The sequence below is a fragment of the Staphylococcus warneri genome, assembly GCF_900636385.1.
GTDB classification, from domain to species: Bacteria; Bacillota; Bacilli; order Staphylococcales; family Staphylococcaceae; genus Staphylococcus; species Staphylococcus warneri.
The window spans coordinates 1,330,291-1,355,485 of the sequence record NZ_LR134269.1; the positions used below are offsets into that span (position 1 = coordinate 1,330,291).

General features: G+C 33.4%; 9 protein-coding genes and 3 pseudogenes. 10 read left to right on the forward strand and 2 right to left on the reverse strand.

The features are described from left to right. Positions 1 to 31 precede the first annotated feature (31 nt). From EL082_RS12170 to EL082_RS12180, 3 pseudogenes are all read left to right on the forward strand, one after another. Positions 32 to 1,360 (forward strand): annotated as a pseudogene (locus tag EL082_RS12170) (hypothetical protein); the annotation flags it as partial. Positions 1,361 to 1,453: 93 nt separating this feature from the next. Further along, positions 1,454 to 5,701: pseudogene (locus tag EL082_RS12175) on the forward strand (hyperosmolarity resistance protein Ebh); the annotation flags it as partial. A gap of 123 nt (positions 5,702 to 5,824) precedes the next feature. After that, a pseudogene (locus tag EL082_RS12180) lies at positions 5,825 to 18,679 on the forward strand (DUF1542 domain-containing protein); the annotation flags it as partial. Between the two features lie 59 nt (positions 18,680 to 18,738). On the opposite strand, the gene EL082_RS06535 reads toward EL082_RS12180, so the two are convergent. Beyond that, the gene (locus EL082_RS06535; RefSeq protein WP_002466613.1) at positions 18,739 to 19,137 is read right to left on the reverse strand and encodes a ribonuclease HI family protein; all 399 of its coding nucleotides are present in this window, start codon (positions 19,135 to 19,137) and stop codon (positions 18,739 to 18,741) included. Positions 19,138 to 19,296: 159 nt separating this feature from the next. Continuing rightward, complete coding sequence (locus EL082_RS06540; RefSeq protein WP_002466626.1) at positions 19,297 to 20,001, reverse strand: queuosine precursor transporter; 705 nt, start codon at positions 19,999 to 20,001, stop codon at positions 19,297 to 19,299. Between the two features lie 318 nt (positions 20,002 to 20,319). Between EL082_RS06540 and EL082_RS06545 the strand changes: the two genes are divergently transcribed. The 7 genes from EL082_RS06545 to EL082_RS06575 all read left to right on the forward strand — a co-directional run bounded on the left by EL082_RS06545 (position 20,320) and on the right by EL082_RS06575 (position 25,111). Then, positions 20,320 to 20,514: a zinc-finger domain-containing protein gene (locus EL082_RS06545; RefSeq protein WP_015364999.1), complete on the forward strand. Its 195-nt coding sequence runs from the start codon at positions 20,320 to 20,322 to the stop codon at positions 20,512 to 20,514. A gap of 12 nt (positions 20,515 to 20,526) precedes the next feature. Further along, positions 20,527 to 20,781 carry a NifU N-terminal domain-containing protein gene (locus tag EL082_RS06550; RefSeq protein ID WP_002466633.1) on the forward strand — a complete coding sequence of 85 codons (255 nt, stop codon included), beginning with the start codon at positions 20,527 to 20,529 and terminating at the stop codon, positions 20,779 to 20,781. A gap of 30 nt (positions 20,782 to 20,811) precedes the next feature. Further along, the gene (locus tag EL082_RS06555; protein ID WP_002466624.1) at positions 20,812 to 21,927 is read left to right on the forward strand and encodes a conserved virulence factor C family protein; all 1,116 of its coding nucleotides are present in this window, start codon (positions 20,812 to 20,814) and stop codon (positions 21,925 to 21,927) included. A 25-nt stretch (positions 21,928 to 21,952) separates the two neighbouring features. Beyond that, positions 21,953 to 22,396 (forward strand): bacilliredoxin BrxA, encoded by a 444-nt coding sequence (gene brxA, locus EL082_RS06560; protein ID WP_002466614.1) that lies wholly within the window; start codon positions 21,953 to 21,955, stop codon positions 22,394 to 22,396. A gap of 252 nt (positions 22,397 to 22,648) precedes the next feature. After that, positions 22,649 to 23,605 carry a thymidylate synthase gene (locus EL082_RS06565; protein ID WP_049415882.1) on the forward strand — a complete coding sequence of 319 codons (957 nt, stop codon included), beginning with the start codon at positions 22,649 to 22,651 and terminating at the stop codon, positions 23,603 to 23,605. A gap of 168 nt (positions 23,606 to 23,773) precedes the next feature. Then, on the forward strand, positions 23,774 to 24,256 hold the full coding sequence (locus EL082_RS06570; RefSeq protein WP_015365001.1) for a dihydrofolate reductase: 483 nt from the start codon (positions 23,774 to 23,776) through the stop codon (positions 24,254 to 24,256). A gap of 12 nt (positions 24,257 to 24,268) precedes the next feature. Continuing rightward, on the forward strand, positions 24,269 to 25,111 hold the full coding sequence (locus tag EL082_RS06575; RefSeq protein WP_015365002.1) for a DegV family protein: 843 nt from the start codon (positions 24,269 to 24,271) through the stop codon (positions 25,109 to 25,111). Positions 25,112 to 25,195 lie beyond the last annotated feature (84 nt).

Consider the following 25,195-nt stretch of genomic DNA (forward strand, 5'->3'; position numbering starts at 1 on the left):
AGAAGCTGCAAAAGACGCATTACAACAAAGTATTAATACTGCAGATAACACTGATACAAATGGCATGACTCAAGATTCTATTAATACATTTAATGACAAATTAAATGCGGCTAAAGAGAAACTTGAAGCTATCAAACAAGTACTTAATGGTAATCCAACTGTTCAAGACATTAATACAAATGTAGCTCAAGCAAATACCGTTAAATCTGATTTAGATCAAGCTCAAGCTCATTTAACACCTGATAAAGCACCATTAGAAGCTGCGAAAAATAGTTTAGAAGCAAGTATTAATCAACCAACTGATACTGATGGTATGACATCCGCTTCATTAGAGGCTTATCATCAAGAGTTAGGTAAAGCGAGACAAACATTAAATGAATTAAATCAACTTATTGCTGGTCAGCCAACTGTAGCTGAAATTAAAGCTAAAGTAGCACAAGCACAAACAAATGAAGCGAATTTAAATCATGCACGTTCTAATCTAACTTTAGATCGTCAACCAACATTGACTTCATTACAAAATGCAACAAGTTTAAATGATGCTCAACGTAATCGTTTAGAAGAACAAATTAATGCTGCACCAAATCATGCGGCACTTGTAGCATTACAAAATGATATTAATCAATTAAATCATGCAATGACTAAATTAAGAGATAGCATTGCTGATAATGATCAACTTAAGACAGGTATTAACTATATAGATGCAACACCATCTATCAAATCAAGTTATGATAATGCCGTTGATGATGCAAAAGGTACTATTGATAGCCAAACACAACCAATCATGGATCCAACGACAATCAATCAACAAGCTGAAAATGTTAAATCAAGCCAAGCTGCATTAGATGGACAACAAAATTTACAACGTGCTAAAGATGAAGCAACCGCAATAATTGTAGGAGCTAGTGATTTAAATCAAGCACAAAAAAATGCATTAATTCAACAAGTTTCAAAAGCACAAAATGTTCAACAAGCTAATGATATTAAGCAAAATGCAGACGATTTAAATAATGCGATGACAGCATTAAAACAAGGTATCGCTAATCACGATCAACTTATTCAAAGTGATAACTACGTCAATGCGAACCCTGAATTAAAAACGGCTTATAACAATAAATATGATCAAGCTAAAGCTATCGTTGAAGGTACAGGTCAAAGTCCTATACTTACACCAAATGAAGTCAATCATGCATTAAAACAAGTCACGTTTACAGAGCAAGCATTAAACGGTAATACCAACCTTAATAATGCAAAACAACAAGCGCTTACCGCTCTTGGTCAGTTAACACATTTAAATCAAGCGCAACGTCAAGCATTAGAAACACAAATCAATGACGCGCATCAAATTGATACAGTAAATAATGCTAAAGAACTTGCTAATAATATTGATGGCGCTATGGCAAATTTACAACAATCGATTGCGAATAAAGAGGATGTTAAACAAGGCGAGGATTATATAGATGCAGAGCAGCAAAAACAATTAAATTATAATGATGCTGTAACAAATGCAGAAACTATCATTAATGAAACATCACAACCAACACTTGATGTGAATACAATTAATCAAGCGACTAATAACGTTACCCAAACAAAAGATGCTTTAGATGGAGAAGAAAGACTTGACCAAGCTAAAACGACAGCAACTACAGCATTGGATGGCTTAACTCATTTAAATCAGGCTCAAAAAGCTAATTTGACTGACAATATCAATCATGCTAATCGTATTGCTGATATCGAACAGTTAACACAAACTGCTAACGATTTAAATCAAGCGATGTCTGACTTACAAAATGGTATCAATAATGAGAATACCGTACTAAATAGTCAAAATTATCAAGACGCTTCACCAGACAATAAAGCGAATTACACAACTGCAGTACAAGCGGCTAAAGACATTCTTAACCAAGCAGGTCCAAATAAAAATAAAGCGCAAGTAGAAGAAGCTTTAAGACAAGTTCAAAATGCCGAACAAGCATTAAATGGTACTCAGAATTTAGATCAAGCTAAACAAAACGCTAAACAACAATTAAATTCACTTACATCATTAACAGATGCTCAAAAAGCACAATTAACGCAAGACATTGATAATGGTCAAACAGTTAGTGACGTTCAAGGTATTCAAAACAATGCCGACACATTAAATCAAGCAATGGACACATTAAGACAAAGTATAGCTGACCAAACAACTGTTAAAGATAATGAAGATTACCATGATGCATCTCCAGATCAACAACAAGCATATAATGCAGCAGTAACAGATGCTGAAAATATCATTAATACAGCAACTAATCCTGAAATGAATCCGGATGCAATCAATAACAAGGCTCAACAAGTTATTTCAGCCAAAACTAAATTAAATGGTGATGAAAACTTAGAAGCTGCTAAGCAAGATGCAAAACAATATTTAGATACATTAGGTCAAATTACAGATCAACAAAAAGCGAATTTATTAAATCAAATCAAACAATCGCCTCATATAAGTGACGTTAATCAAGTAAAACAAGCAGCTAATGATTTAAATCAAGCAATGCAACAATTACAAGCTGAAGTGAATCAAGCGCCACAAGTTAAAACAACTGAGAATTATACTGATGCCGATCAACCTAAACAATCTGATTATGATCAAAGTGTAACAACTGCTGAAGCTATATTAGATCAAGCAAATGGTCCTAATACATCTCAAGACAAAGTAGAAGAAGCTTTACAACGAATTGTCGCAGCTAAAAAAGCATTAAATGGTGATCAAAAATTAAATGATACGAAAGCAAGTGCACAACAATATTTAGGTACGTTAACACATTTAACTGATGCGCAACGACAGGCTTTTGAAGCAAATGTAAATCAAGCAAATCATATTGCTGATGTAAATCAAATTAAACAAGAAGCTCAATCGTTAGATGATGCAATGGAACAATTAAATACATTAGTGAACAATCAACCATCAGTACAAGCAACTCAAAACTACTTAGACGCTGATCAATCAAAACAATCTGATTATGATATGTATTTAGTTACTGCACAAGGCATTGTTAACCAACAATCAGGTCCTAATACTCCGATGAATGAAGTTCAAAACCTTATTAATCAAATCAATCAGGCACAACAAGCATTAAACGGAGAACGTAACCTTGAAGATGCTAAACGTAACGCAATGAATACTATAAGTAACAGTGCTGATTTAAATGATGCTCAAAAAGACGCTTTAAAAGCGCAAGTATCTAACGGTAAGCGTGTTGCAGATGTAAAAGCAATTGAACAATTAGCTACTGAAATAAACAACAATATGACTAGCTTAAAAGAAGCTATTGCTGATAAAAATGATACTTTAACAAGCGGCAATTACATCAATGCAAGTGGTGATAAACAACAAGCCTACACAAATCAAGTTGATAATGCAGAAGCCATCATTAATGGTACGCAAGGTGCAGTCTTAATTCCAAGTGAAATTTCAAATGCTACATCACAAGTTAACGCTGCTAAACAAGACTTAAATGGTGATGAAAACTTACGTGAAGCAAAACAAAACGCAACAACAGCTATCGATGGATTAACTTCTCTCAATGATGCTCAAAGAGACCAGTTAAAACAACAAATCGCACTAGCACAAACTTTACCTGATATAAATACTACTCAAAATAAAGCAACAGTACTCAATGACGCAATGCATAAATTAAGAGACAGTATTGCTAATGCATCTAATATTAAAACGAGTCAAAATTATACAGACGCTAATCAAAATTTACAAGATGCATACAATAGTCAAGTTGATAATGCCAATGGAATCGTTAACCCAATAGCATCACCTACAATGGATCCTGATGCAATTACACAAGCTGCATCTCAAGTGACTACTGCTGAAAAAGCACTAAATGGTACAGAAAACTTAAGACATGCACAACAAGATGCCTTAACACATTTAGATAGCTTAAGTCATTTAACTGATGCTCAAAAAGCAGATCTCACACAACAAATTAATCAAGCAACTCATGTGAGTGATGTAACAGCTACGCAAAACAGTGCGAATGATCTTAACACTGCGATGGACCAATTGAACCAAGCTATCGCAAACCAACAAGCAATTAAGCAATCAGTGAACTATACAGATGCTAACAATAATCTCAAAGAAAATTATTCAAATGCTGTTAAGGAAGCACAACAAATATTAGACAAGACAAATGGTCCTAACACATCACAAACTGATGTAGTAGCAGCAATGCAAAAAGTTCAAACTGCAGAACAAGCTTTAAATGGTAACCAAAATGTTGAACATGCGAAGACTCAAGCACTAGCTGATTTAGAACACTTAACATCATTAAATAATGCTCAAAAAGAAGCATTAACACAACAAATTAATGATGCAACAACAGTCGCAGATGTGAATCAACAAAGCGACAATGCTACAGAACTAAACACAGCAATGAGTCAATTACAAGATGGTATTGCTAACAAACAACAAATATTAGATAGTCAAAACTATACCGATGCCGAACCATCAAAACAACAAGCTTATAATCAAGCCATTTCAAATGGGGAACAACTTTTAGATAAAGAACACGGTCAAAATCTAGACAAAGATGCTGTTGCACAAGCTTTAGCACAAGTAACATCTACAAAAGATGCTCTAGATGGTACTCAGATTTTAGAACAAGCAAAAACGAATGCTACTAATGCGATTAATGATCTACAAAACTTAACAAATATACAAAAGGATGAGTTAAAACGTCAAATTCAACAAGCTCAAAATGTAGCAAATGTTGATAACGTTAAAACACAATCTCAAACACTCGATCAAGCAATGCAAGTATTACGTCAAAGCATTCAAGATAACCCATCAATTAAAACAGGGCAAAATTATTTAGATGCATCAAATAGCAATCAAAATGACTACAATACGGCTATTGATCAAGCAAATGCGATTATCGATGCTACAAGTCAACCTAACATGAGTGCTACTGAAATTAATCAAGCTGCAACTAAAGTAAATGAAACAAAAGCAGCATTAAATGGTGAACAAAACTTAATTCAAGCTAAAGAAGCTGCGAAACATGATATTGGTCAAATGAATCATTTAAATCAAAATCAAATCAATACTTTGAATGATCAAGTACAACAAGCTAATGATATTGCAGCTGTCAACGCACTTAAAGATTCAGCTACATCATTAAATACAGTAATGGGTCAACTTAAAGACACAATTGCTAATCATAACGATGTTCAACAAAGTGTGAATTACACTGATGCTGATACTGATAAACAGCAAGCTTATGATAATGCAGTTTCCCAAGCCGAGGCTATTACAGATCCAACTAATGGTACGAATGCCACACAATCTCAAGTTGAAGCAGCCATTGCAAAAGTAAAAGCTGCGCAACAAGACCTTAATGGTAATCGTAAAGTAGAAGAAGCTAAAGCTGCAGCTAAGCAAGCATTAAGTACGTATGCAAATTTAAATCATGCTCAAGTTAATACAGCTACTCAACATATCAATGATGCACAAACATTAGAAGCTGTCACTCAAGCACAACAAGAGGCAAATACGCTTAATAATGCAATGGGTCAACTTCAACAAGGTATAGCATATCATCAAGATGTTGAACAAAGCGTGGATTATACTGATGCTGATACTGATAAACAACAGGCATACACAGATACTGTTACTTAAGCACAAAGTATCCTTGATAAAGATCATGGAAATGATCTTACTCAATCTCAAGTTGAACAAGCTTTAGCAAAAGTAAATCAAGCACAACAAGATTTGAATGGTGAAGAAAAAGTTCAAGAGGCTAAAATAGCAGCTATTCAAGAACTAGGCACTTACTCAAACTTAAATCATGCTCAAACAAACACTGCTCAAGATCGTATCAACAATGCCCAAACATTAGCTGAAGTAGCACAAGCTAAACAAACAGCACAAGATTTAAATAATGCAATGGGACAATTACAACAAAGTATTGATAACTATCAAGATGTTGAACAAAGTGTAGATTATACTGATGCTGATACTAGTAAACAATCTGCATATACTAACGCAGTGCATCAAGCACAAAACACACTTGATAAAGACCTTGGACATGATCTTACACAGTCTGAAGTAGAACAAGCTATTGAGAATGTTAATCATGCTAAACAAGAATTAAATGGAGAAGAAAAAGTATCAGAAGCTAAAATCAATGCACTACAAACATTAGATAATGATACGCATTTAAACCAACACCAACGTGAAGCTGCGAAAAATAACATTAATGGTGCTACGACGCTATCTCAAGTTGCACAAGCAATAGATCAAGCAAATGCATTAAATACTGTGATGGGTCAATTAAAAGATAGTATCAGTGATCAAGCAACTATCAAACAACAAATCAATTACACTGATGCTGATACAGATAGAAAAACAAATTATGATGATGCAGTTACAAATGCTCAAGCTATTTTAGATCCAGTAAATGGTAATAACTTATCAAAAGAACAAGTAGAATCTGCCATAAATCAAGTTAATACAACTAAAGATCAATTAAATGGTAATACTAACCTTCAAAATGCTAAAAACGAAGCCAATACTCAATTAAATGCACTTGATCACATCAATCATGCGCAAAGTGACAATTTAAGAGATCAAATTGCTACTGCACCTTCAGTAGAAGCTGTACATCAAATTGAAGCTACTGCTCAAGCATTAGATCAAGCAATGCAACAATTACAACAAGCAATTGCTAATCGAAATGATATCTTAAATAGCCAAAATTACGCTGACGCAAGTCCTGATAAAAAACAAGCCTATGATCAAGCATTACAAAATGCAGACGATATATTAGCTAAAACAACAGGACCAAATAGTGATCAGCAAGCAGTTGAACAAGCAATGCAAGCTGTTACAAATGCTGCACACGAGTTAAATGGTGCACAAAACTTACATGATGCACAATCTCAAGCTACTCAAGCGATTGAAAATGCACCACATCTTAACGAACAACAAAAAAATGAACTTAAAGGAAAAGTAAATCAAGCACAAACGGTAGCGGCTGTAACAGATTTACAAAATAACGCTAATGCATTAAATACTGCTATGAAACAACTCAAACAAGCGATTGCAGATCACGATACAATTGTTGCAGATGGTAATTACACTAATGCTAGCCCACAAGAACAAGGCGCTTATACAGATGCTTACCAACGTGCACAAAATTTAATCAATGGTACACCGGATGTCATTATCAATCCTGCAGATATTACTACTGCAACTCAAAATGTTAATAATGCAGAGCAAGGATTAAATGGTAATTCAAACCTTGCCAATGCTAAACAAGAAGCAACCAATGCTTTACAACAAATGACAGGATTGTCAGATGCACAACGTCAAAGTATTCAAGACCAAATTGATACAGCGAAACAACTTCCTGATATAGATACGATTAAAGCTAATGCAGGCAACTTGAATAATGCCATGTCTGACTTACGCCAAGAAGTTGCAAAACAACATGATGTTAAAGCAAGTCAGCCTTATGTAGATGCAAATACTAGCAATCAAGATGACTATAACCATGCCATTACAAATGCTGAAAGTATGATTAATGAAACAACTCAACCTACATTAAATCCAGAGGCTGTGACTCAAGCATTAAATCAAATCAAAACATCAACTCAAGATTTAAATGGAGTAGAAAACTTAAATAATGCAAAACAAAGTGCTACGAATGATCTACAACATTTAAGTCATTTGAATCAAGCACAACAAGCTGACTTGACACAACAGCTTAAAGACGCACCAAATGTTGCTTCTGTTGAACAAGTTAAAGCTAAAGCAACTTCACTTGATCAAGCTATGGAACAATTAATAAACGCAGTCAATGATAAAGATCAAGTACATCAAAGTGTTAATTATAGTGACGCAGATCAACCTAAACAAAGCGCTTATGATCATGCTATTAATGATGCTCAATTAATTACAGATCCAACTACTGGATCAAATTCAACACAAGCTGAGGTTGAAGCAGCATTATCTGCAATAAATACAGCGAAACAAGATTTAAACGGTAACCGTAAAGTTGAAGATGCTAAAAATAATGCAAATCAAGCACTTAACAATTTAAATCATCTAAATAACGCTCAACGTGAAAACATTGAACATCAAATTGATCAAGCACAAACACTAGCTGACATCGATCGAATAAACAACGATGCACAAGCTTTAAATAATGCTATGGGACAACTCGCAGATAGCTTAAATGACAAAGCTGAAACGCTTAATAGTCAAAATTACAACGACGCTAGTCCTGATAAGAAAACTGACTATACTGATGCAGTTTCAAATGCCGAAACAATCTTAAACCCAACACAAGGTGGTAACTTAACTAAAGATGAAGTAGAAGCAGCTATAAATGCGGTCAACAGTAAAAAAGATGCCTTAAACGGTAAAGAAAACTTAGCTAATGCTAAACAAAATGCTAACCAAGCTATTGATGGATTAACACATTTAACAAATCCACAAAAAGAAGCCTTAAAACAATTAGTTGATCAATCTACAACTGTTGCAGAAGTTAAAGATAATGAAAATAAAGCACAAGCAGTTGATACAGCAATGGAACACTTAAATCAATCAGTTGCCGATAATACAGATATCAAAAATGGACAAAATTACATTGATTCAAGTGAAAATAATAAAGATGCTTATAATAATGCAGTTAACACAGCACAAGGTATTCAAAATGAAGTAACTAATCCAGTTATTGATCCAACTGTGATAAACCAAGCTGCAGACACAGTTACTAACACTAAAGACGGTTTAAACGGTAATGAAAACCTTACACACGCTAAAGAAGAAGCAATGCAATCAGTTGGCACGTATGATCACTTAAATAATGCACAACAAAAAGACATAGAAAATAGGATTAAACAAGCAACATCAGTAGATGAAGCTAATCAAATTAAAATTGAAGCTGAAAATCTAAATCATGCTATGAATGATTTGAATCAGGCAATTAAAGATAAAGATGATATTAAATCTAATGTTAACTACACAGATGCTGATCCAGCGAAACAAGAAGCTTATAATAATGCTATTAGCAATGCTGAACACATTTTATCTAAGACAAACGGTAATAATGCGACACAAACAGAAGTGGCAGAAGCAATTCAAGCAGTTAAAAGAGCTAAAGACACCTTAAACGGCAATGACAATGTTCAAAATGCTAAAATTCAAGCGACTGATACAATCAACAATTCAAATGATTTAAATCATGCTCAAAAAGATGCGTTAAAACAACAAGTTGCTGATGCAACAACTGTCGCTGACGTTAATGAAATTAAACAAAACGCTCTAGATTTAAATCAAGCAATGACAGCTTTAAAACAAGGTATCGCTAATAAAGATCAAATATTAGCAGACGGTAACTACACAAATGCAAGTCCTGATAAACAACATGCATACAATGATGCAGTTAACCACGCACAACAATTAATAGATGGTGTGCCAAACGTTATTGTGTCACCAAGTGACATACAAAATGCATTAAATCACGTGAACCAAGCTAACAATGACTTGAATGGTAATGCTAACCTTATTAATGCTAAACAACAGGTAACACAAGCGCTTGATCAATTACCAAATTTAAATCAAGCACAACGTGATGAATTTAATAAGCAAATCAATCAAGCATTACAAGTACCTGATGTTAACGCGATTCAACAAGCTGCAGAAAAACTTAACGATGCAATGACAGCCTTGAAACAAGGCATCGCAAATAAAGACGATATCAAAGGTAGCGAAAATTATCATGATGCAGATCCGGATAGACAAACAGCATTTGATGATGCTATCAATCATGCAGATACATTATTAAATGAGCAAAACAATCCAACTATGGATCCAGACACAATCAAACAAGCATTAGCTAATGTTAATGAAGCTAATCATAATTTAAACGGCGACCAAAAACTTGCCACTGCTCAACAAGATGCTAAAACAACACTAGGTACATTAGATCATTTAAACCAAGCACAAATTGATGCATTAACTCAACAAATTGATCAAGCGCCAGATATTGCCGCAACGAACAAAATTAAACAAAATGCTGAAAGTTTAAATAATGCCATGAATCAATTAGATCAAGCATTACAAACTAAAGCAGATACGTTAGGTAGTATCAATTATTCAGATGCAGATCAACCTAAGAAAGATGCTTATAACGATGCAGTAACACTTGCAGAAAGTATCGTAGATCATAATAGTCAAAACAATGCATCTCAAGATGATATCGCACAAGCGTTAAAACAACTTAACGATGCTAAAGATGCATTAAATGGTAATTCAAACGTTGAAAATGCGAAACAGGAAGCGATTGAGCAAATTAATAACGCACAAGATTTAAATCCTGCACAAAAAGAAGCATTAAAACAACAAGTGAATTTAGCAAATACTGTAAATGATGTAAATCAAGTTAAAGCTACAACAAGTAATTTAGATCAAGCAATGTCCGCATTGAAACAAGGTATTGCAGACAAAGATCAAACAATAGCAGACGGTAATTACACAAATGCTAACCCAGATAAACAACAAGCATATAGTGAAGCAATCAATCATGCCGAACAAATTATCAATGGTACTCCGAATGCAATCGTAGATCCACAAGCTATTACTAACGCTTTACATCAAGTGGATCAAACGAAAGGCGATTTGAATGGTAATGATAATCTACACGATGCACAACAAAACGCATCTACTCTGATTGATGGTTTACCAAACTTAAATCCTGCACAAAAAGCAGCTTTAAAAGAACAAGTGAATCAAACAAGTCTTGTTCCAAGTGTTGATCAAATCAAACAATCTGCAAATGATTTAAACACTGCAATGGGTAACTTGAATCAGACATTACAAGCCAATGCTCAAGTACCTCAAACCATCGATTACACACAAGCAAACAATGATAAACAAACAGCATATGATAATGCTGTAGCTCAAGCACAACAAGTTGTTAATGGCAATCAAGTGGTACAATTATCACCAGACGCTGTGAAACAAATGACTGATGCTATTAATCATGCGAAAGATGATTTAAATGGTGATGAAAACCTAGCTCAAGCTAAACAAGATGCTAAAGCAAATCTCAATACATTACCTGATTTAAATCAACCGCAACATGATGCACTTACAAACCAAATTGAGCAAGCACAGACAATTGAAGCGGTAAATCAAGTAAAACAACAGGCACAAAATGTCAATGATGCAATGCACAACTTAAAACAGGGCATTGCAAATAAAGACGATATTTTATGTAGTGAAAATTATCACGACGCTGATACTGATAAACAAACTGCATATCAAGATGCAATCAGACAAGCTGAATCCATCATAAATCAAACTGTTGATCCAACTTTAAATCCAGATGATATTACACAAGCACTAACTCAAGTAAATCTGGCTAAAGATGACCTCAATGGTGATACCAAATTGACAACAGAAAAGCAAAATGCTACTAACGATGTCAATGGCATGACACATCTAAATGACGCACAAAAGCAAGCACTCACATCTCAAATCGAACACGCGCCAAATATAGATGCTGTTAACACAGCTAAACAAACTGCTGAAAGTTTGAATAATGCAATGGATCAATTAGAACAAGCGATTCATAATAAAAATCAAATATTAGCTGATGGTAATTATTTAAATGCTGATCAAGCTATCCAAGATGCATACAATCAAGCAGTAGGAAATGCAGAAAATGTATTAAATCCTCAACTTGGTACTAATGAAGATCAAAGTACAATTGAAGCAATGACTAATAAGGTAAATCAAGCGATCCAAAATTTAAATGGTAATTCAAACTTAGCCCAAGCTAAACAAGATGCTAATCAAGCATTAACGCAATTACCTCACTTAAATGACGCGCAACGACATGATTTGGAAACACAAATTGCAAATGCACCATTAGTTACTGATGTCGATTCAATAAAACAAAATGCACAAACATTAGATCAAGCAATGGAACATTTAAGAGATAGTGTTAAAGATAATCAACAAACACTTAATTCTGAAGATTATCATGATGCAACTGCTGATCGTCAAAATGACTATAACAATGCAGTGAATGATGCTAATCAAATCATAAATGCAACAACACCAGTTATGAATCCAACTGACATTAATGCAGCTGCTAACCTTGTTAATGCTAATAAAGTAGCTTTAGATGGCGATGAAAACCTAACTCACGCTAAACAACAAGCTACACAAACCATCGATCACTTAGATCACCTAAATCAAGCACAAATACAACAAGCACAAGAGGGTATTGCTCAAGCTACTGATATTGATGCCGTAACTCAACATGTTCGAGATGCTCAAGCGCTAGATAATGCAATGAATCAATTACAAAATGCTATTGCTAATCAAAATGACGTAAAACAACAAAGTCAGTTTGTTAACGCTGACCCAGATAAGCAATCTGCATATACTGATGCTGTTGCCCATGCTCAATCTATCATTGATCATCAACATGGACCAAATGCAAGTCAACCAGAAGTTGAACAAGCATTAACTCAAGTTCAACAAGCATTACAAAACTTAAATGGCGAACAAAGATTACAAGATTCTAAATTACATGCTCAACAAGCCATTGATGGACTAGCAGATTTAAATGATCCACAAAAATCTGCTTTAAAAGAACAAGTTAATCACGCACCACTCATTACGGATGTGCAACAAATTGAACAACAAGCAGATTCGCTTAACCAAGCTATGCATGGATTACGTCAAAGTATTGATGATAATGCAGAAGTTAAAGCAAGTAGTGCATATATTAATGAGGATCCTACAGAACAACAAAATTATGATCAAGCAGTCCAAAATGCGCAAGATTTGATTAATGAACAACAAGCCACATTAGATACAAATGTAATTAATCAAACAACTGAAAGTGTAAATAATAGTAAACAAGCACTTCAAGGTGTAACTAAATTACAAAATGAAAAAGATCTAGCTAAGGAACGCATTAATCAATTACCTCATCTTAATGATGCTCAAAAACATATGGAAGATGCTTTAATTGATAATGAAACAACACGTACAGCTGTTAAAAATGATGTAACTGAGGCACAACAACTTGATCAATATATGGATGCGTTACAACAAAGTATTGCCGATAAACAAACAACATTAGATAGCAGTCAATACATCAACGCAGATCCTAATAAAAAGCAAGATTATGACAACGCAATTCAAAATGCTGAAAGTATCATTGCTGGAATAACTAATCCAACAATCAATAAAGATAATGTAAATCAAGCTACTGAATCAGTGAATGCTACTAAACAAGCGTTAAATGGTGTTGAAAAACTAGCTGAAGATAAACAACATGCCGGTGAAACAATGAATCAATTTAATCAATTAACACCAGCACAACAACAAGCGCTTAATGATGCAATTACTGATGCTCAAACTAGAGATGAAGTTGCTCAAAAAGTAGCGCAAGCAGAAGCACTTAACAATGCAATGCAAGCATTAAAAGATAGCATTAAGGATCACCAACAAGTTGAAAATAGTAGTCAATTCACAAACGAAGATCCAAAACAAAAAGATGATTATTCTCAAGCGGTTCAACATGCATTAGATATTATCAATCAAGCTACAAATCCAACATTAGATCAAACACAAATTGAACAAGCAACACAAGCTGTTATCAATGCCAAAGATCAATTACATGGAGATCAAAAATTAGCTCAAGATAAACAACTAGCAAACGAAACGATCAATCATCTACAAAATCTAAATGCTGCACAACGTCAAGCACTACAAGAACAAATCAACCAAGTACCTACTCGTGACGAAGTTGCTCAAAAAGTAGCGCAAGCAGAAGCTTTAGATCAGTCAATGAAAGCATTGAGAGACGCGATTCAAGATCATCAACAAGTTGAAAATAGTAGTCCATTTATTAATGAAGATTCACCTGAACAAAATGCTTATACAAATGCAGTACAACAAGCGGAAGCATTAATTAATCAAGTAGATCATCCAACATTGGATAGAACACAAGTTCAACAACTTACAGAAGCTGTTACAAATGCGAAAGATCACTTACACGGTGCTGAAAAACTTCAAAATGATAAACAACACGCGATTACAGATTTAAATCAACTTAATGGCTTAAATGACGCTCAACGTAACACATTCGAAACTCAAATTAATCAAGCACCAACTCGTAATGAGGTCGCTGAAATTGTCGCTCGAGCAAATGCATTAAATCAAGCGATGAATACATTGAGAAATGTCATTCAAGACCAGCCACAAATTGAATCAAGTAGTCCATTTATTAATGAAGATTCACCTGAGCAAGAAGCATATAAACAAGCCGTTTCAAATGCCAAATCAATTGTCGATAAAACTACAGATCCTATCATGGATAAAGATCATGTAGACCAAGCAATACAAGAAGTAAATGACGCTATCGCAAATCTACACGGAAATCAAAAACTTGCTCAAGCACAACAACAAGCATTGACTGATTTAGATGGACTTAGCAATTTAAATCATGATCAGCTTGAATTTGCGAAAGATGCAGTTAACCAAGCAACAACAAGAAATGAAGTTGCTCAAATCGTCCAATCCGCAAATCAACTTGATCAAACAATGGGTAGACTTAAAGATGTAATGAATCAAGCAAATAGAGACAAATCAGATCCTAATTACACAGAGGCATCTACTGAAAAACAAGATGCATTCAATCAATCTTTAACAAATGCAACACATATTACAGATATACAAACAGGACCTAATGCAACTCAAATAGATGTTGAAAATGCAATCACATCTTTACAACAAGCAATAAATAATCTAGATGGAAATGCACGTGTAACTAATGCAAAGGTACAAACTATTCAAGATATTGAACAACAACCACATCTTAATGATGAGCAAAAATCAGCGATGAAAGATCAAGTTAAACAAGCAACTACATTAAAATCAATCGCTCAAATTGAAGATCAATCACATCAATTAGATCATTCGACTGATCAATTACAACAAGCGATTGATGAACACAATCATGTAACAAATACAGTTGATTTCACGCAAGCTGATCCTGACAAACAAGCTGCATATAATCAAGCAATAGCACAAGCACAACAACTTCTAACTCAAAATGCGACACAACAAGAAGTTGAACAAGCTATTACAGCGATTGAAAATGCTAAACATGATTTGAATGGTGATGAAAAAGTTGCAGAAGCGAAAGCAAATGCAACTCAGAATATTGATCAATTAACTGCTTTAAATGAAGCGCAACATCAAGCGATAAACAATCGCATTAACAATGCCAACGATTTAAATGATATTCAAAGCATCGTTAATGAGGCTAATAAGTTAAATCATGCAATGACTGAACTTCAACAAGCAGTTAACGATAATAATGAACCAACGAAACAAACAGGTAATTATTTAAATGCCGATACTCAACTTAAACATGATTTTGATGAAGCTATCACACAAGCACAACAAGCATTAGATCATCCAACTGGTTCTAATTTAACAACTGATCAAATTAATCAACTTAAAGATGCAATCACACATACAAAAGATGCATTAAATGGTAACCAAAGATTAAATGATTCCAAATCTGATGCATTAAACAAATTAGATCAATTAACACATCTGAATAATGCTCAAAAACAAATGGCAGAACAACAAATTAATTCTGCTAATACCTTAGGCGATGTGGCTAAAGCAGCTCAAAAAGCAACAACATTAGATAAATCTATGGATGCTTTAAATCAGTATGTTCAACGAACAGAAGCGCCAGTCAAAGCAAGTTCGAATTATATCGATGCAGATGATGAGTTAAAAGCGAATTATAACGCTACTTTAGATCGTGCACATAATGTGTTGAACAAAGCTCAAGGTAATGCATTAACAAATGATGAAGTAGAATCTTTACAACAAGAGATAATCAATGCTGAAAATGCCCTTAATGGTGATCAAAACGTTTCTAAAGCTAAAGGTAAAGCTGATCAATTTATCGATAGTTTAGAAAACTTAAATCCAAATCAAAGAAACTTAGCACATCAATTAGTTGCTCAAGCTGATGATTTAGATACTCTTAATGACATCATCAATAATCAAATTGATTTAAATGATGCAATGAAAGTATTAAAAGATATTGTAAATAATGATGTGCCAAGTAGCGAAAATAGTATTAAATATCAAAATGCAGATGATAATGCTAAAGCGAACTTTACTCAAGCTAAAGATGATGCCATTAAATTATTAAAAGGTACTGATAATGAAGTTGGCGATACAAACGATATCCAAGGTGCAATCCAAACACTTAAAGAAGTAATCAACCATTTAAATGGCGATTCTAGATTACAAGATGCTAAAAACAAAGCAATCCAAATGATTAATAAAGCATTAGCAGATAAAATCAATGATATTGAAGCTACAAATGCGACTGATCAAGATAAGATAGATGCTAAAAATAAAGCCGAAGCGCTTGCGAATCAAACAATCAATAATATTAATAAAGCAACAACTAATCAAGCAGTCGATAATGTTGAAAATAACGGCAGTCAAGCAATTGCTCAAATTCATGCTAACGAAATACCAAAAGCTCAAAACGATGCTAAACAAGATATTAATCAACATAGTCAAGCATTAATAGATGCAATTGATCATAATTCAAATCTATCTGATGCAGAAAAAGACGCTTTAAAAGCGCAAATTCGTCAATTACAACAACAAGCAAACACTGATATTTCGAATGCTACAACTAAAGAGCAAATTCAAAATGCCAAAGATCAATTCAACAATGCTTTAGACAAACTAAAAGATTTAATTCAGTCTAAAGTTGATGCAAAACAAGCGATTAAAGATATTGCTAATGCAAAACGTGATGACATTAACAACAACCCAAATCTTACAGATGCGCAAAAAGCAAAAGCATTAAAAGAAATCGATGATTTTGAAAATCAAGCATTGAACAATATCGAAAATGCTAAAACAAAAGACGAAATTTCAAATGCATTAACTAATGGAATTAATCAAATTCAAAATGCGCCTATTTGGGAAGTAGACCAACAACCAGTCACAAACGAATTACCTAAAGCCTCAGCTCAACAGGTACTCGTTAATGAAGAAATTGTTGTCCAACGTGACGAAGTCATAACTGACGAAGACGTGCTTCAACATATCAACTTAAGTGAACAAATAAAAGCAAAAGTATTAGAAATACCAAATACATCAAGCGTATCTAATAATTTAGAAGCACGTGTTGAAATAACTTTAACTGATGGATCAAAAGTGATTGTTCACGTACCAGTTAAAGTGATTGAACAAGCATTAACAGTAGCCAAACAACAAGCAATAAAAGATATTGAAGATGCAACCCGAAATAAAATTGACGATATTAATAACAACACTACTTTAACGCAAGAACAAAAAGATGCTGCGATTACTGAGGTAGATAAATTAAAACAACAAGCAATTGACAATATCAATAAATCTACTAAACAAGATGACGTTGATCAGGCTAAACAAAAGGGACAAGATCAAATTAATCAATTTGACCCTAATGCATTTACTATTGATCAAGCAAAAGATAATGCACAAAAAGCGATAGAAGACGCAATCAATCAAAAAATAGATGAAATTAACGCTAGAAAAGATCTATCAGATAAAGAAAAACAAGTTGCAGTCGAACAACTTAATAAGTTAAAAGACAATGCGATCAAGGCGATAAACGACGCAACAACTTTAACTGAAATTAATAAGCAAAAAGCTCAATATCAAGCAACAATTAATCAATTCAAACCTGTTGCTAACGACTTAGCGAAGCATAAAAACAATGCCATTTCATCTATTAAACAAATTGCTAACCAAAAATCTAAAAGTATCCTAAATAGTCCGTTTGGAACACGTAGTCAAAAACAAGATGCATTAAATAGAATCTATGGCATTTTAAACGATACAATTAGAAATATTTACAATGCTCAATCACAACAAGTTGTTAATCAAGTATTAAATGATGGCATCGCACGTATTCTTTCTGTAGAAATAACAGGATGGAATTCAAACATTCCGCCTCAATCAACATTGACTCATCCATCCGTGTACGATTTATCTAGAGCGCTTAATACTAACCAATTTAAAACATTTAATAGTTCTAGCGAAAATGCAATGGAAAGTCTAAAAGATCTTATAACTAATGAACATGCGAAGAAAGATAGCGAGGAACCAAATGACAACTTTAAACACCATAAAAATTCAAATGGTTTTGTAGATTTATTAAAAAATACACTTGGATTTGTAGGTATTTCAGGTTTATTAGCAGGATTCTGGTTCATTTTAGCGAAACGTCGTAAAAAAGATGAGGAAGATGAAACAGAAGATTATTCTTCACATCAACATAAGAAGAACAAACACTTAATCGATGATGTCGACCACACACCATTGTTAGTTGCTAAAAAGAAAAAGAACAATGACGAAGAAAACAATAAGAAAGCAACTGAATTATCTCAAAAGAAACAATCATTAAAAGATGATGATTCACACGTTGCACCACTGATTGCTAAAAAGAAAAAAGAAAGCAAAGATACAACACCAAAACCAAAAGGAACAGCGACAACCAAAAATAAAAAAGTCGTCGCTTCTAAAAGAAAGAAAAAGAAATCTAAAAAGTCTTCTAAACGTAAAAAGTAATCGTTCCTCAAAATAAAGGAGCACCGATTGAAATCACTTCAATCGGTGCTCCTTTTATATTACTCGGCTTTTAATATTTTATATAATGCTTGTTGTGCATGTTGATTAGCTTCTTTATTTTGTTCTCTAGGTACCCATTTTACAAACAACAAATCAAAGTCTTGCTCTAAAATTTCTAGTTGTTCAAAGTAAGGTTTGAATTTAGCATTTTTTACATATCCTGCTTCTACACTATCTGCAATTAACTTTGAATCCGTGTATAGAAGGGCATTATTTACTTTTAATTCTCTTGCATGTTCTAACGCATGAATACAAGCTGCCCATTCAGCACTATGGTTATCCATTTCTCCTAAATCGTGGGTAAACACATGATGTTGATCTTCTTCTTTAATTACAACAGCACATGTACTCCTACCTGGATTCCCTTTAGTTGCAGCATCAAAATTAATCTTCGCCATGTTTACACCTACTTCATTTATATGTTTTGAACTAATCTAATCATTATTAATTTAATCATAATCATAGGTACAAATTCATCAAATTTTAATTATCATTAATAAAAAATCGCTTTACCTAATTAGTACATTAAGCAAAGCGAAGCGTATTTAATAATTGATTTAAAAGCCTTCATCTAATTTAGTAATTTTACCTTTACGGTAGAACGATTTGGCAATGTATCCAAATGGCACATTGAAAATCGTAGACACAAGTTTTAAAACATATGTCGTGATAAAGATTTCAAAAACTGCCATGCCAGGTAAACTACCTATAAATGCAATAGATACAAATAATGCTGTATCAATGATAGAGCTAATAATGGTACTTCCATAAGCTCTAATGATAAATGTTTTATCTGAACTAAATAGCTTTTTAATTAATGAAAATATAAATACATCCACGTGTTGGCCTATGATATAAGCAACTATTGAACCTAATGCAATTCTAGGCACAACATCAAAAATGGCATGAAAAGCATTTTGCGCAGTATCTTCAGGGGCCGGAATAAAATGTAATGACATTTGCATTATAATAATCATAACTAAAGTTGAAGAGAAACCTAACCAAACTGCACGTTTCGCTACTTTTCTTCCATAAATATCATTTAAAATATCCGTAGCTAAATAAATAGAAGCAAACATCACATTACCTAAAGTAGCTGAAATACCGAATATTTCTACCGTTTTGATCACTTGAATATTTGCGATAATCGTTCCAATCGCTACCCATGCTAGTAATCCTTGTTTACCAAACATACGATACATCGCTACCATTAATATAAACGTCACTAAAAAGGTAGCAACGCCAAACAATTCATTATACATATCATTTTCCTCCTAAATTTTGTTAATGCGGGTGTTTAGAAACCGCTAAAATAACTTAACCATTTTACTCTAAAATAGTATTTTATGCAATGCGATATCCATTTCCACGAAATGTTATATTCATTAAAAAGTGAAATATAAGAAAGACAAATTGATTGTTGTTCAATCATGGTTAATAAATGCTATAATATCGACATGTGAATTAATGAGTCAAAGACAGTAGATTAGATGAACTTGACATATAAGACATGTCATATACGCTACATTAATGTCCCGAACTCTTTATTTGCGACATAAAAAATTCTATAGCTAAAGGGAGTGGAGAGTATCCTTACTTATTCCGAACAACAAGCTATAAATCAAATTGATCAATTATTGACTACGTATTGTCATCAATGTCCATTAAAGTCGCATATAAGAAAGACTGAGAACAAGACACAGGCACATCATTTTTGTATCAATGAATGTTCAATTGGTAAACAAATTAAGCAAATAGGAAATGAACTTCAATAGGAGGTAATTGTTATGGAAATTGTTTCAATCTCAGAAACACCAAATCACAATACTATGAAAATCACTTTAAGTGAATCACGAGAAGATATGAAATCTAATACTTATACATCAGCAGAAGAAGGGCAACCTGAATTCATTAACGCATTATTTGATATCGAAGGTGTAAAATCAATATTTTATGTTATGGATTTCATCTCAGTTGATAAAGAGGATCAGGCAGATTGGCAAACGCTAATCCCTCAAATCGAAGATAAGTTCAATCAATAAGTAAATCTGATTGCATGGAGGACAGAGACTATGGAAATTTTACGTGTAGAACCTACACCGAGTCCTAATACGATGAAAATCGTCTTAACAGAAAAAAGACAAGATAATCAATCGAATACTTATACAACAATTAATGATCAGCAACCACAATTTATTAATGATTTATTAGAACTTGATGGCGTGAAGTCCATTTTCTATGTTATGGATTTCTTAGCAATCGATAAACAACCTAAAGCCGATTGGGAAGAAGTCTTACCTTTAATTACATCTACCTTAAATAAGGAAGATCAAACACAACAAGAATCACAACCAGATGAACACTTTGGAGAAGTTAAAGCTGAGGTATTAATGTTTAAGGGGATACCTTATCAAATCAAACTATCCACCGGACATGATGAAAAACGTAAACAATTACCAGAATTTTATGTAGATAGTATGCTTAAAGCTCAAAAAGATAGCGATAACATAGTATTTTTAAGAAAATGGGAAGACTTTGGCATTCGATATGGGGATATTGAAGACGTTATGAATGACGTATATGAAGAAACATTAGCACTATATCCCGAAGAACGAATTCAACAACTAATTAAAGAAGCATTAGAAACAGATATTGTTATTCCAGAAAGTCACTACCAACATGTATCGCTTGAAACTTATCAGCAAGCTTCAGACTGGAAAGAAAAATTAAGAATGTTGAAATCATTCCCAACACCGACATTTGATGATATTCCTTTATTAGACGCTGCATTAAATGAAGAAAAAGTGCCACTACGTCGTGAAGCAATTGTGTTATTAGGCATGATTGAAGATCGTCAAATCCTACCCTATATTTATAAGGGATTACATGATAAAAGTCCTGCAGTACGACGTACAGCAGGCGATTGTCTAAGCGATTTAGGATTTAAAGAGGCACTACCCGAAATGGAAAAAGCACTTGATGATCCACAGAAAATCGTTCGCTGGAGAGCAGCAATGTTTATATTTGATGAAGGAAACGAACAACAATTAGATAGTCTAAAAGCGCATGCCGATGATTCAGCATATGAAGTTAAATTACAAATTGAAATGGCTATTTCTAGAATAGAGAAGGGCGATGAAGCCCTCGGCTCTGTTTGGAAACAAATTGCGAATAGAAATAAATCCTAATCAATGAATAAAGGAGTATATCAATATGAATGCATATGAACAATATATGAAAGAACTCGCTCAACAAATGCGTTCTGAACTTACAGATCACCAATTTGAAAGTTTAGAAACAAGTGAAGCAGTAGAATCCTACATGAAACAAGTCAGTGACAATGACACAACTTTCGTCGTTATCAATTCTACTTGTGGTTGTGCTGCCGGATTAGCAAGACCAGCTGCTGTTGCTGTTGCAGAACAAAACGAAGCGAAACCAACAAATAAAGTTACAGTATTTGCTGGCCAAGATAAAGAAGCAACTGCAACAATGCGTGAATATATTCAACAAGTACCATCTAGTCCATCATTCGCTTTATTTAAAGGGCAAAATCTAGTCCATTTTATGCCAAGAGAGCATATCGAAGGTAGAGACATCAATGACATTGCGATGGACTTAAAAGACGCTTTTGATGATCATTGTGAAGTCAAATAATCAATGAGTATCACATATTATTGAAAACATTAGGGTAGTAAGAGTAGTACAGTTTTCTCAAGACACTTAGAGATGCGAGACTGTGCTACTCTTTTTGTATGTTTTTTTGACTAAATAAATTAAATTTTACACATATCTGGCTTACTACTTTTTTCAACGATTAATTCTCAGTATAATAAAATTAATGTTAATTGTTGGTAAATATGCCAAAGATACATCAATACAGACTATTAAGAAAGGATGTCATCAATTATGCTCAATTCATTTGATGCAGCTTACCACGGCCTCTGTGAAGAAATTCTAAATATAGGAAACCAAAGAGATGATCGCACTCATACAGGAACCATTTCTAAATTCGGACATCAACTTAGATTTGATTTATCTAAGGGATTTCCATTATTAACTACTAAAAAAGTATCTTTTAAACTCGTAGCAACAGAATTACTTTGGTTTATTAAAGGGGATACAAATATTAAATATCTTCTTCAATATAATAATAATATTTGGAATGAATGGGCTTTTGAAAATTATATCAACTCAGAAGACTATCATGGACCAGATATGACCAATTTCGGTCATCGTTCACTTCAAGATAGTGAATTTAATGAATTATATAAAGCTGAAATGAAAAAATTCAAAGAAAATATTTTAAATGATGATGCATTTGCGCAAAAATACGGTGATTTAGGAAATGTATATGGTAAACAATGGAGAGATTGGGAAGATAAAGACGGCAATCATTTTGACCAACTTAAAACTGTCATTGAGCAAATCAAGCAACATCCTAATTCTAGACGTCATATTGTATCGGCTTGGAATCCTACTGAGATAGATACTATGGCATTGCCACCATGTCATACGATGTTCCAGTTCTACGTACAAGATGGTAAATTAAGTTGCCAATTATATCAACGTAGTGCTGATATCTTTTTAGGCGTACCATTTAATATTGCCAGTTATGCATTACTTACTCATCTCATTGCTAAAGAATGCGGACTTGAAGTTGGTGAGTTTGTTCATACTTTTGGAGATGCACATATTTACTCTAATCACATGGATGCAGTTGAAACACAATTATCCCGAGATAGTTTCAATCCATCACAAATTAAGATTAACACTGACAAATCCATATTCGATATTGAATACGAAGATATTGAACTCATTAATTACGAATCACATCCAGCTATTAAAGCACCTATCGCTGTATAGTATATAAGAAATTTTTTGTAGCTTAGTATAATTATGAGAAATTTTTCAATTTTTATCATAAAATTTTCAATATGAACTAGGTTATTGTAACGAATTGTATTCAATTTATGTTACATTAAATTTATGAAACTGATATATTAACGCCCACATACCAAGGAGGAGAACGAAATGACATTATCTATTTTAGTCGCACATGATCAACAAAGAGTTATAGGTTACCAAAATCAATTACCATGGCATTTACCTAACGACCTTAAACATGTTAAAGAATTAACAACAGGTCATACGTTAGTAATGGGACGAAAAACTTACGAATCCATTGGTAAACCATTACCAAATAGACGAAATGTGGTTTTGACTAAAAATATGTCTTTTCATCCTGATGGTGTGGATGTCATTCATTCTTTCGAAGAGATTCAACAATTAGAAGGCCACGTATTTATTTTTGGTGGTCAAACATTATTTGAAGAAATGATAGATAAAGTAGACGATATGTTTATTACTGTGGTAGATGGAAAATTTCAAGGTGATACATTCTTTCCTCCTTACACTTTTGAAGAATGGGAAGTTGAGTCATCAGTTGAAGGCAAACTAGATGAAAAAAGTACAATTCCACATACATTTTTACATTTAAAAAGGAAAAAGTCATAGGAGGAGTTATTTATGGTTAAGCAAGTTATCGTTACGGATTCTACATCAGATTTACCTCAAAGCTATTTAAAGGAAAATTCAATCAATGTTATACCTTTGAACGTTACAATTGACGGTAAATCATATATTGACCAAATTGAGATTACTTCTGAAGAATATATTGAATATATGGAACAAGATGCTGATGTTAAGACAAGTCAACCTGCTATCGGTGAATTTATTAACCTATACGAAGAACTTGCAGGTGATGATGTGGAAATTATCAGTATTCATATGTCATCTGGCTTAAGTGGTACATATAACACGGCATATCAAGCAAGTGAAATGGTAGATGCGAATGTGACAGTCATAGATTCTAAATCAATTTCCAACGGTTTGGCATATCAAATTAAACATATCGTTGAATTGATAGAACAAGGTACATCTACAACTGACATCGTAAAAAGCGTTAAAGAATTGCAAGAAAACACGAAACTATTTGTTGTCATTGGACAATTAAACCAACTTATTAAAGGTGGCCGTGTAAGTAAGACTAAAGGACTTATTGGTAATATCATGAAAATCAAACCAATAGGTACATTAAATGATGGCAAATTAGAGTTAGTACATAACGCTAGAACTCAAAATACTAGTATCAATTATCTAAAAAAAGAAATTTCAGAATTCATAGAAAATCATAAAATTAAATCAGTAGGTATTACTCATGCAAGTGCATTAGATTTTGTTGATAAAATTAAAAATACCTTTACTGAGGCATTCAATTGTCAAGATTATGATATTAACATCACAACACCTGTTGTCACTACGCATACTGGAAAAGGTGCAATTGGATTGGTTGTCGTTCGAGAAAAATAATAATCGCTTTCAATGTCTTCTAGCCTTTGAGCGTTTATCTTTATTTCTATCTAATAATATCGTAAATTATTAACAAGAATAGGA

Bases quoted from the DNA above. Each gene is read 5' to 3' on its own strand.
- EL082_RS06535 (WP_002466613.1), bottom strand. From the start codon at position 19,137: ATGGCGAAGATTAATTTTGATGCTGCAACTAAAGGGAATCCAGGTAGG.
- EL082_RS06540 (WP_002466626.1), bottom strand. From the start codon at position 20,001: ATGTATAATGAATTGTTTGGCGTTGCTACCTTTTTAGTGACGTTTATA.
- EL082_RS06550 (WP_002466633.1), top strand. From the start codon at position 20,527: ATGGAAATTGTTTCAATCTCAGAAACACCAAATCACAATACTATGAAA.
- EL082_RS06555 (WP_002466624.1), top strand. From the start codon at position 20,812: ATGGAAATTTTACGTGTAGAACCTACACCGAGTCCTAATACGATGAAA.
- brxA (WP_002466614.1), top strand. From the start codon at position 21,953: ATGAATGCATATGAACAATATATGAAAGAACTCGCTCAACAAATGCGT.
- EL082_RS06565 (WP_049415882.1), top strand. From the start codon at position 22,649: ATGCTCAATTCATTTGATGCAGCTTACCACGGCCTCTGTGAAGAAATT.
- EL082_RS06570 (WP_015365001.1), top strand. From the start codon at position 23,774: ATGACATTATCTATTTTAGTCGCACATGATCAACAAAGAGTTATAGGT.
- EL082_RS06575 (WP_015365002.1), top strand. From the start codon at position 24,269: ATGGTTAAGCAAGTTATCGTTACGGATTCTACATCAGATTTACCTCAA.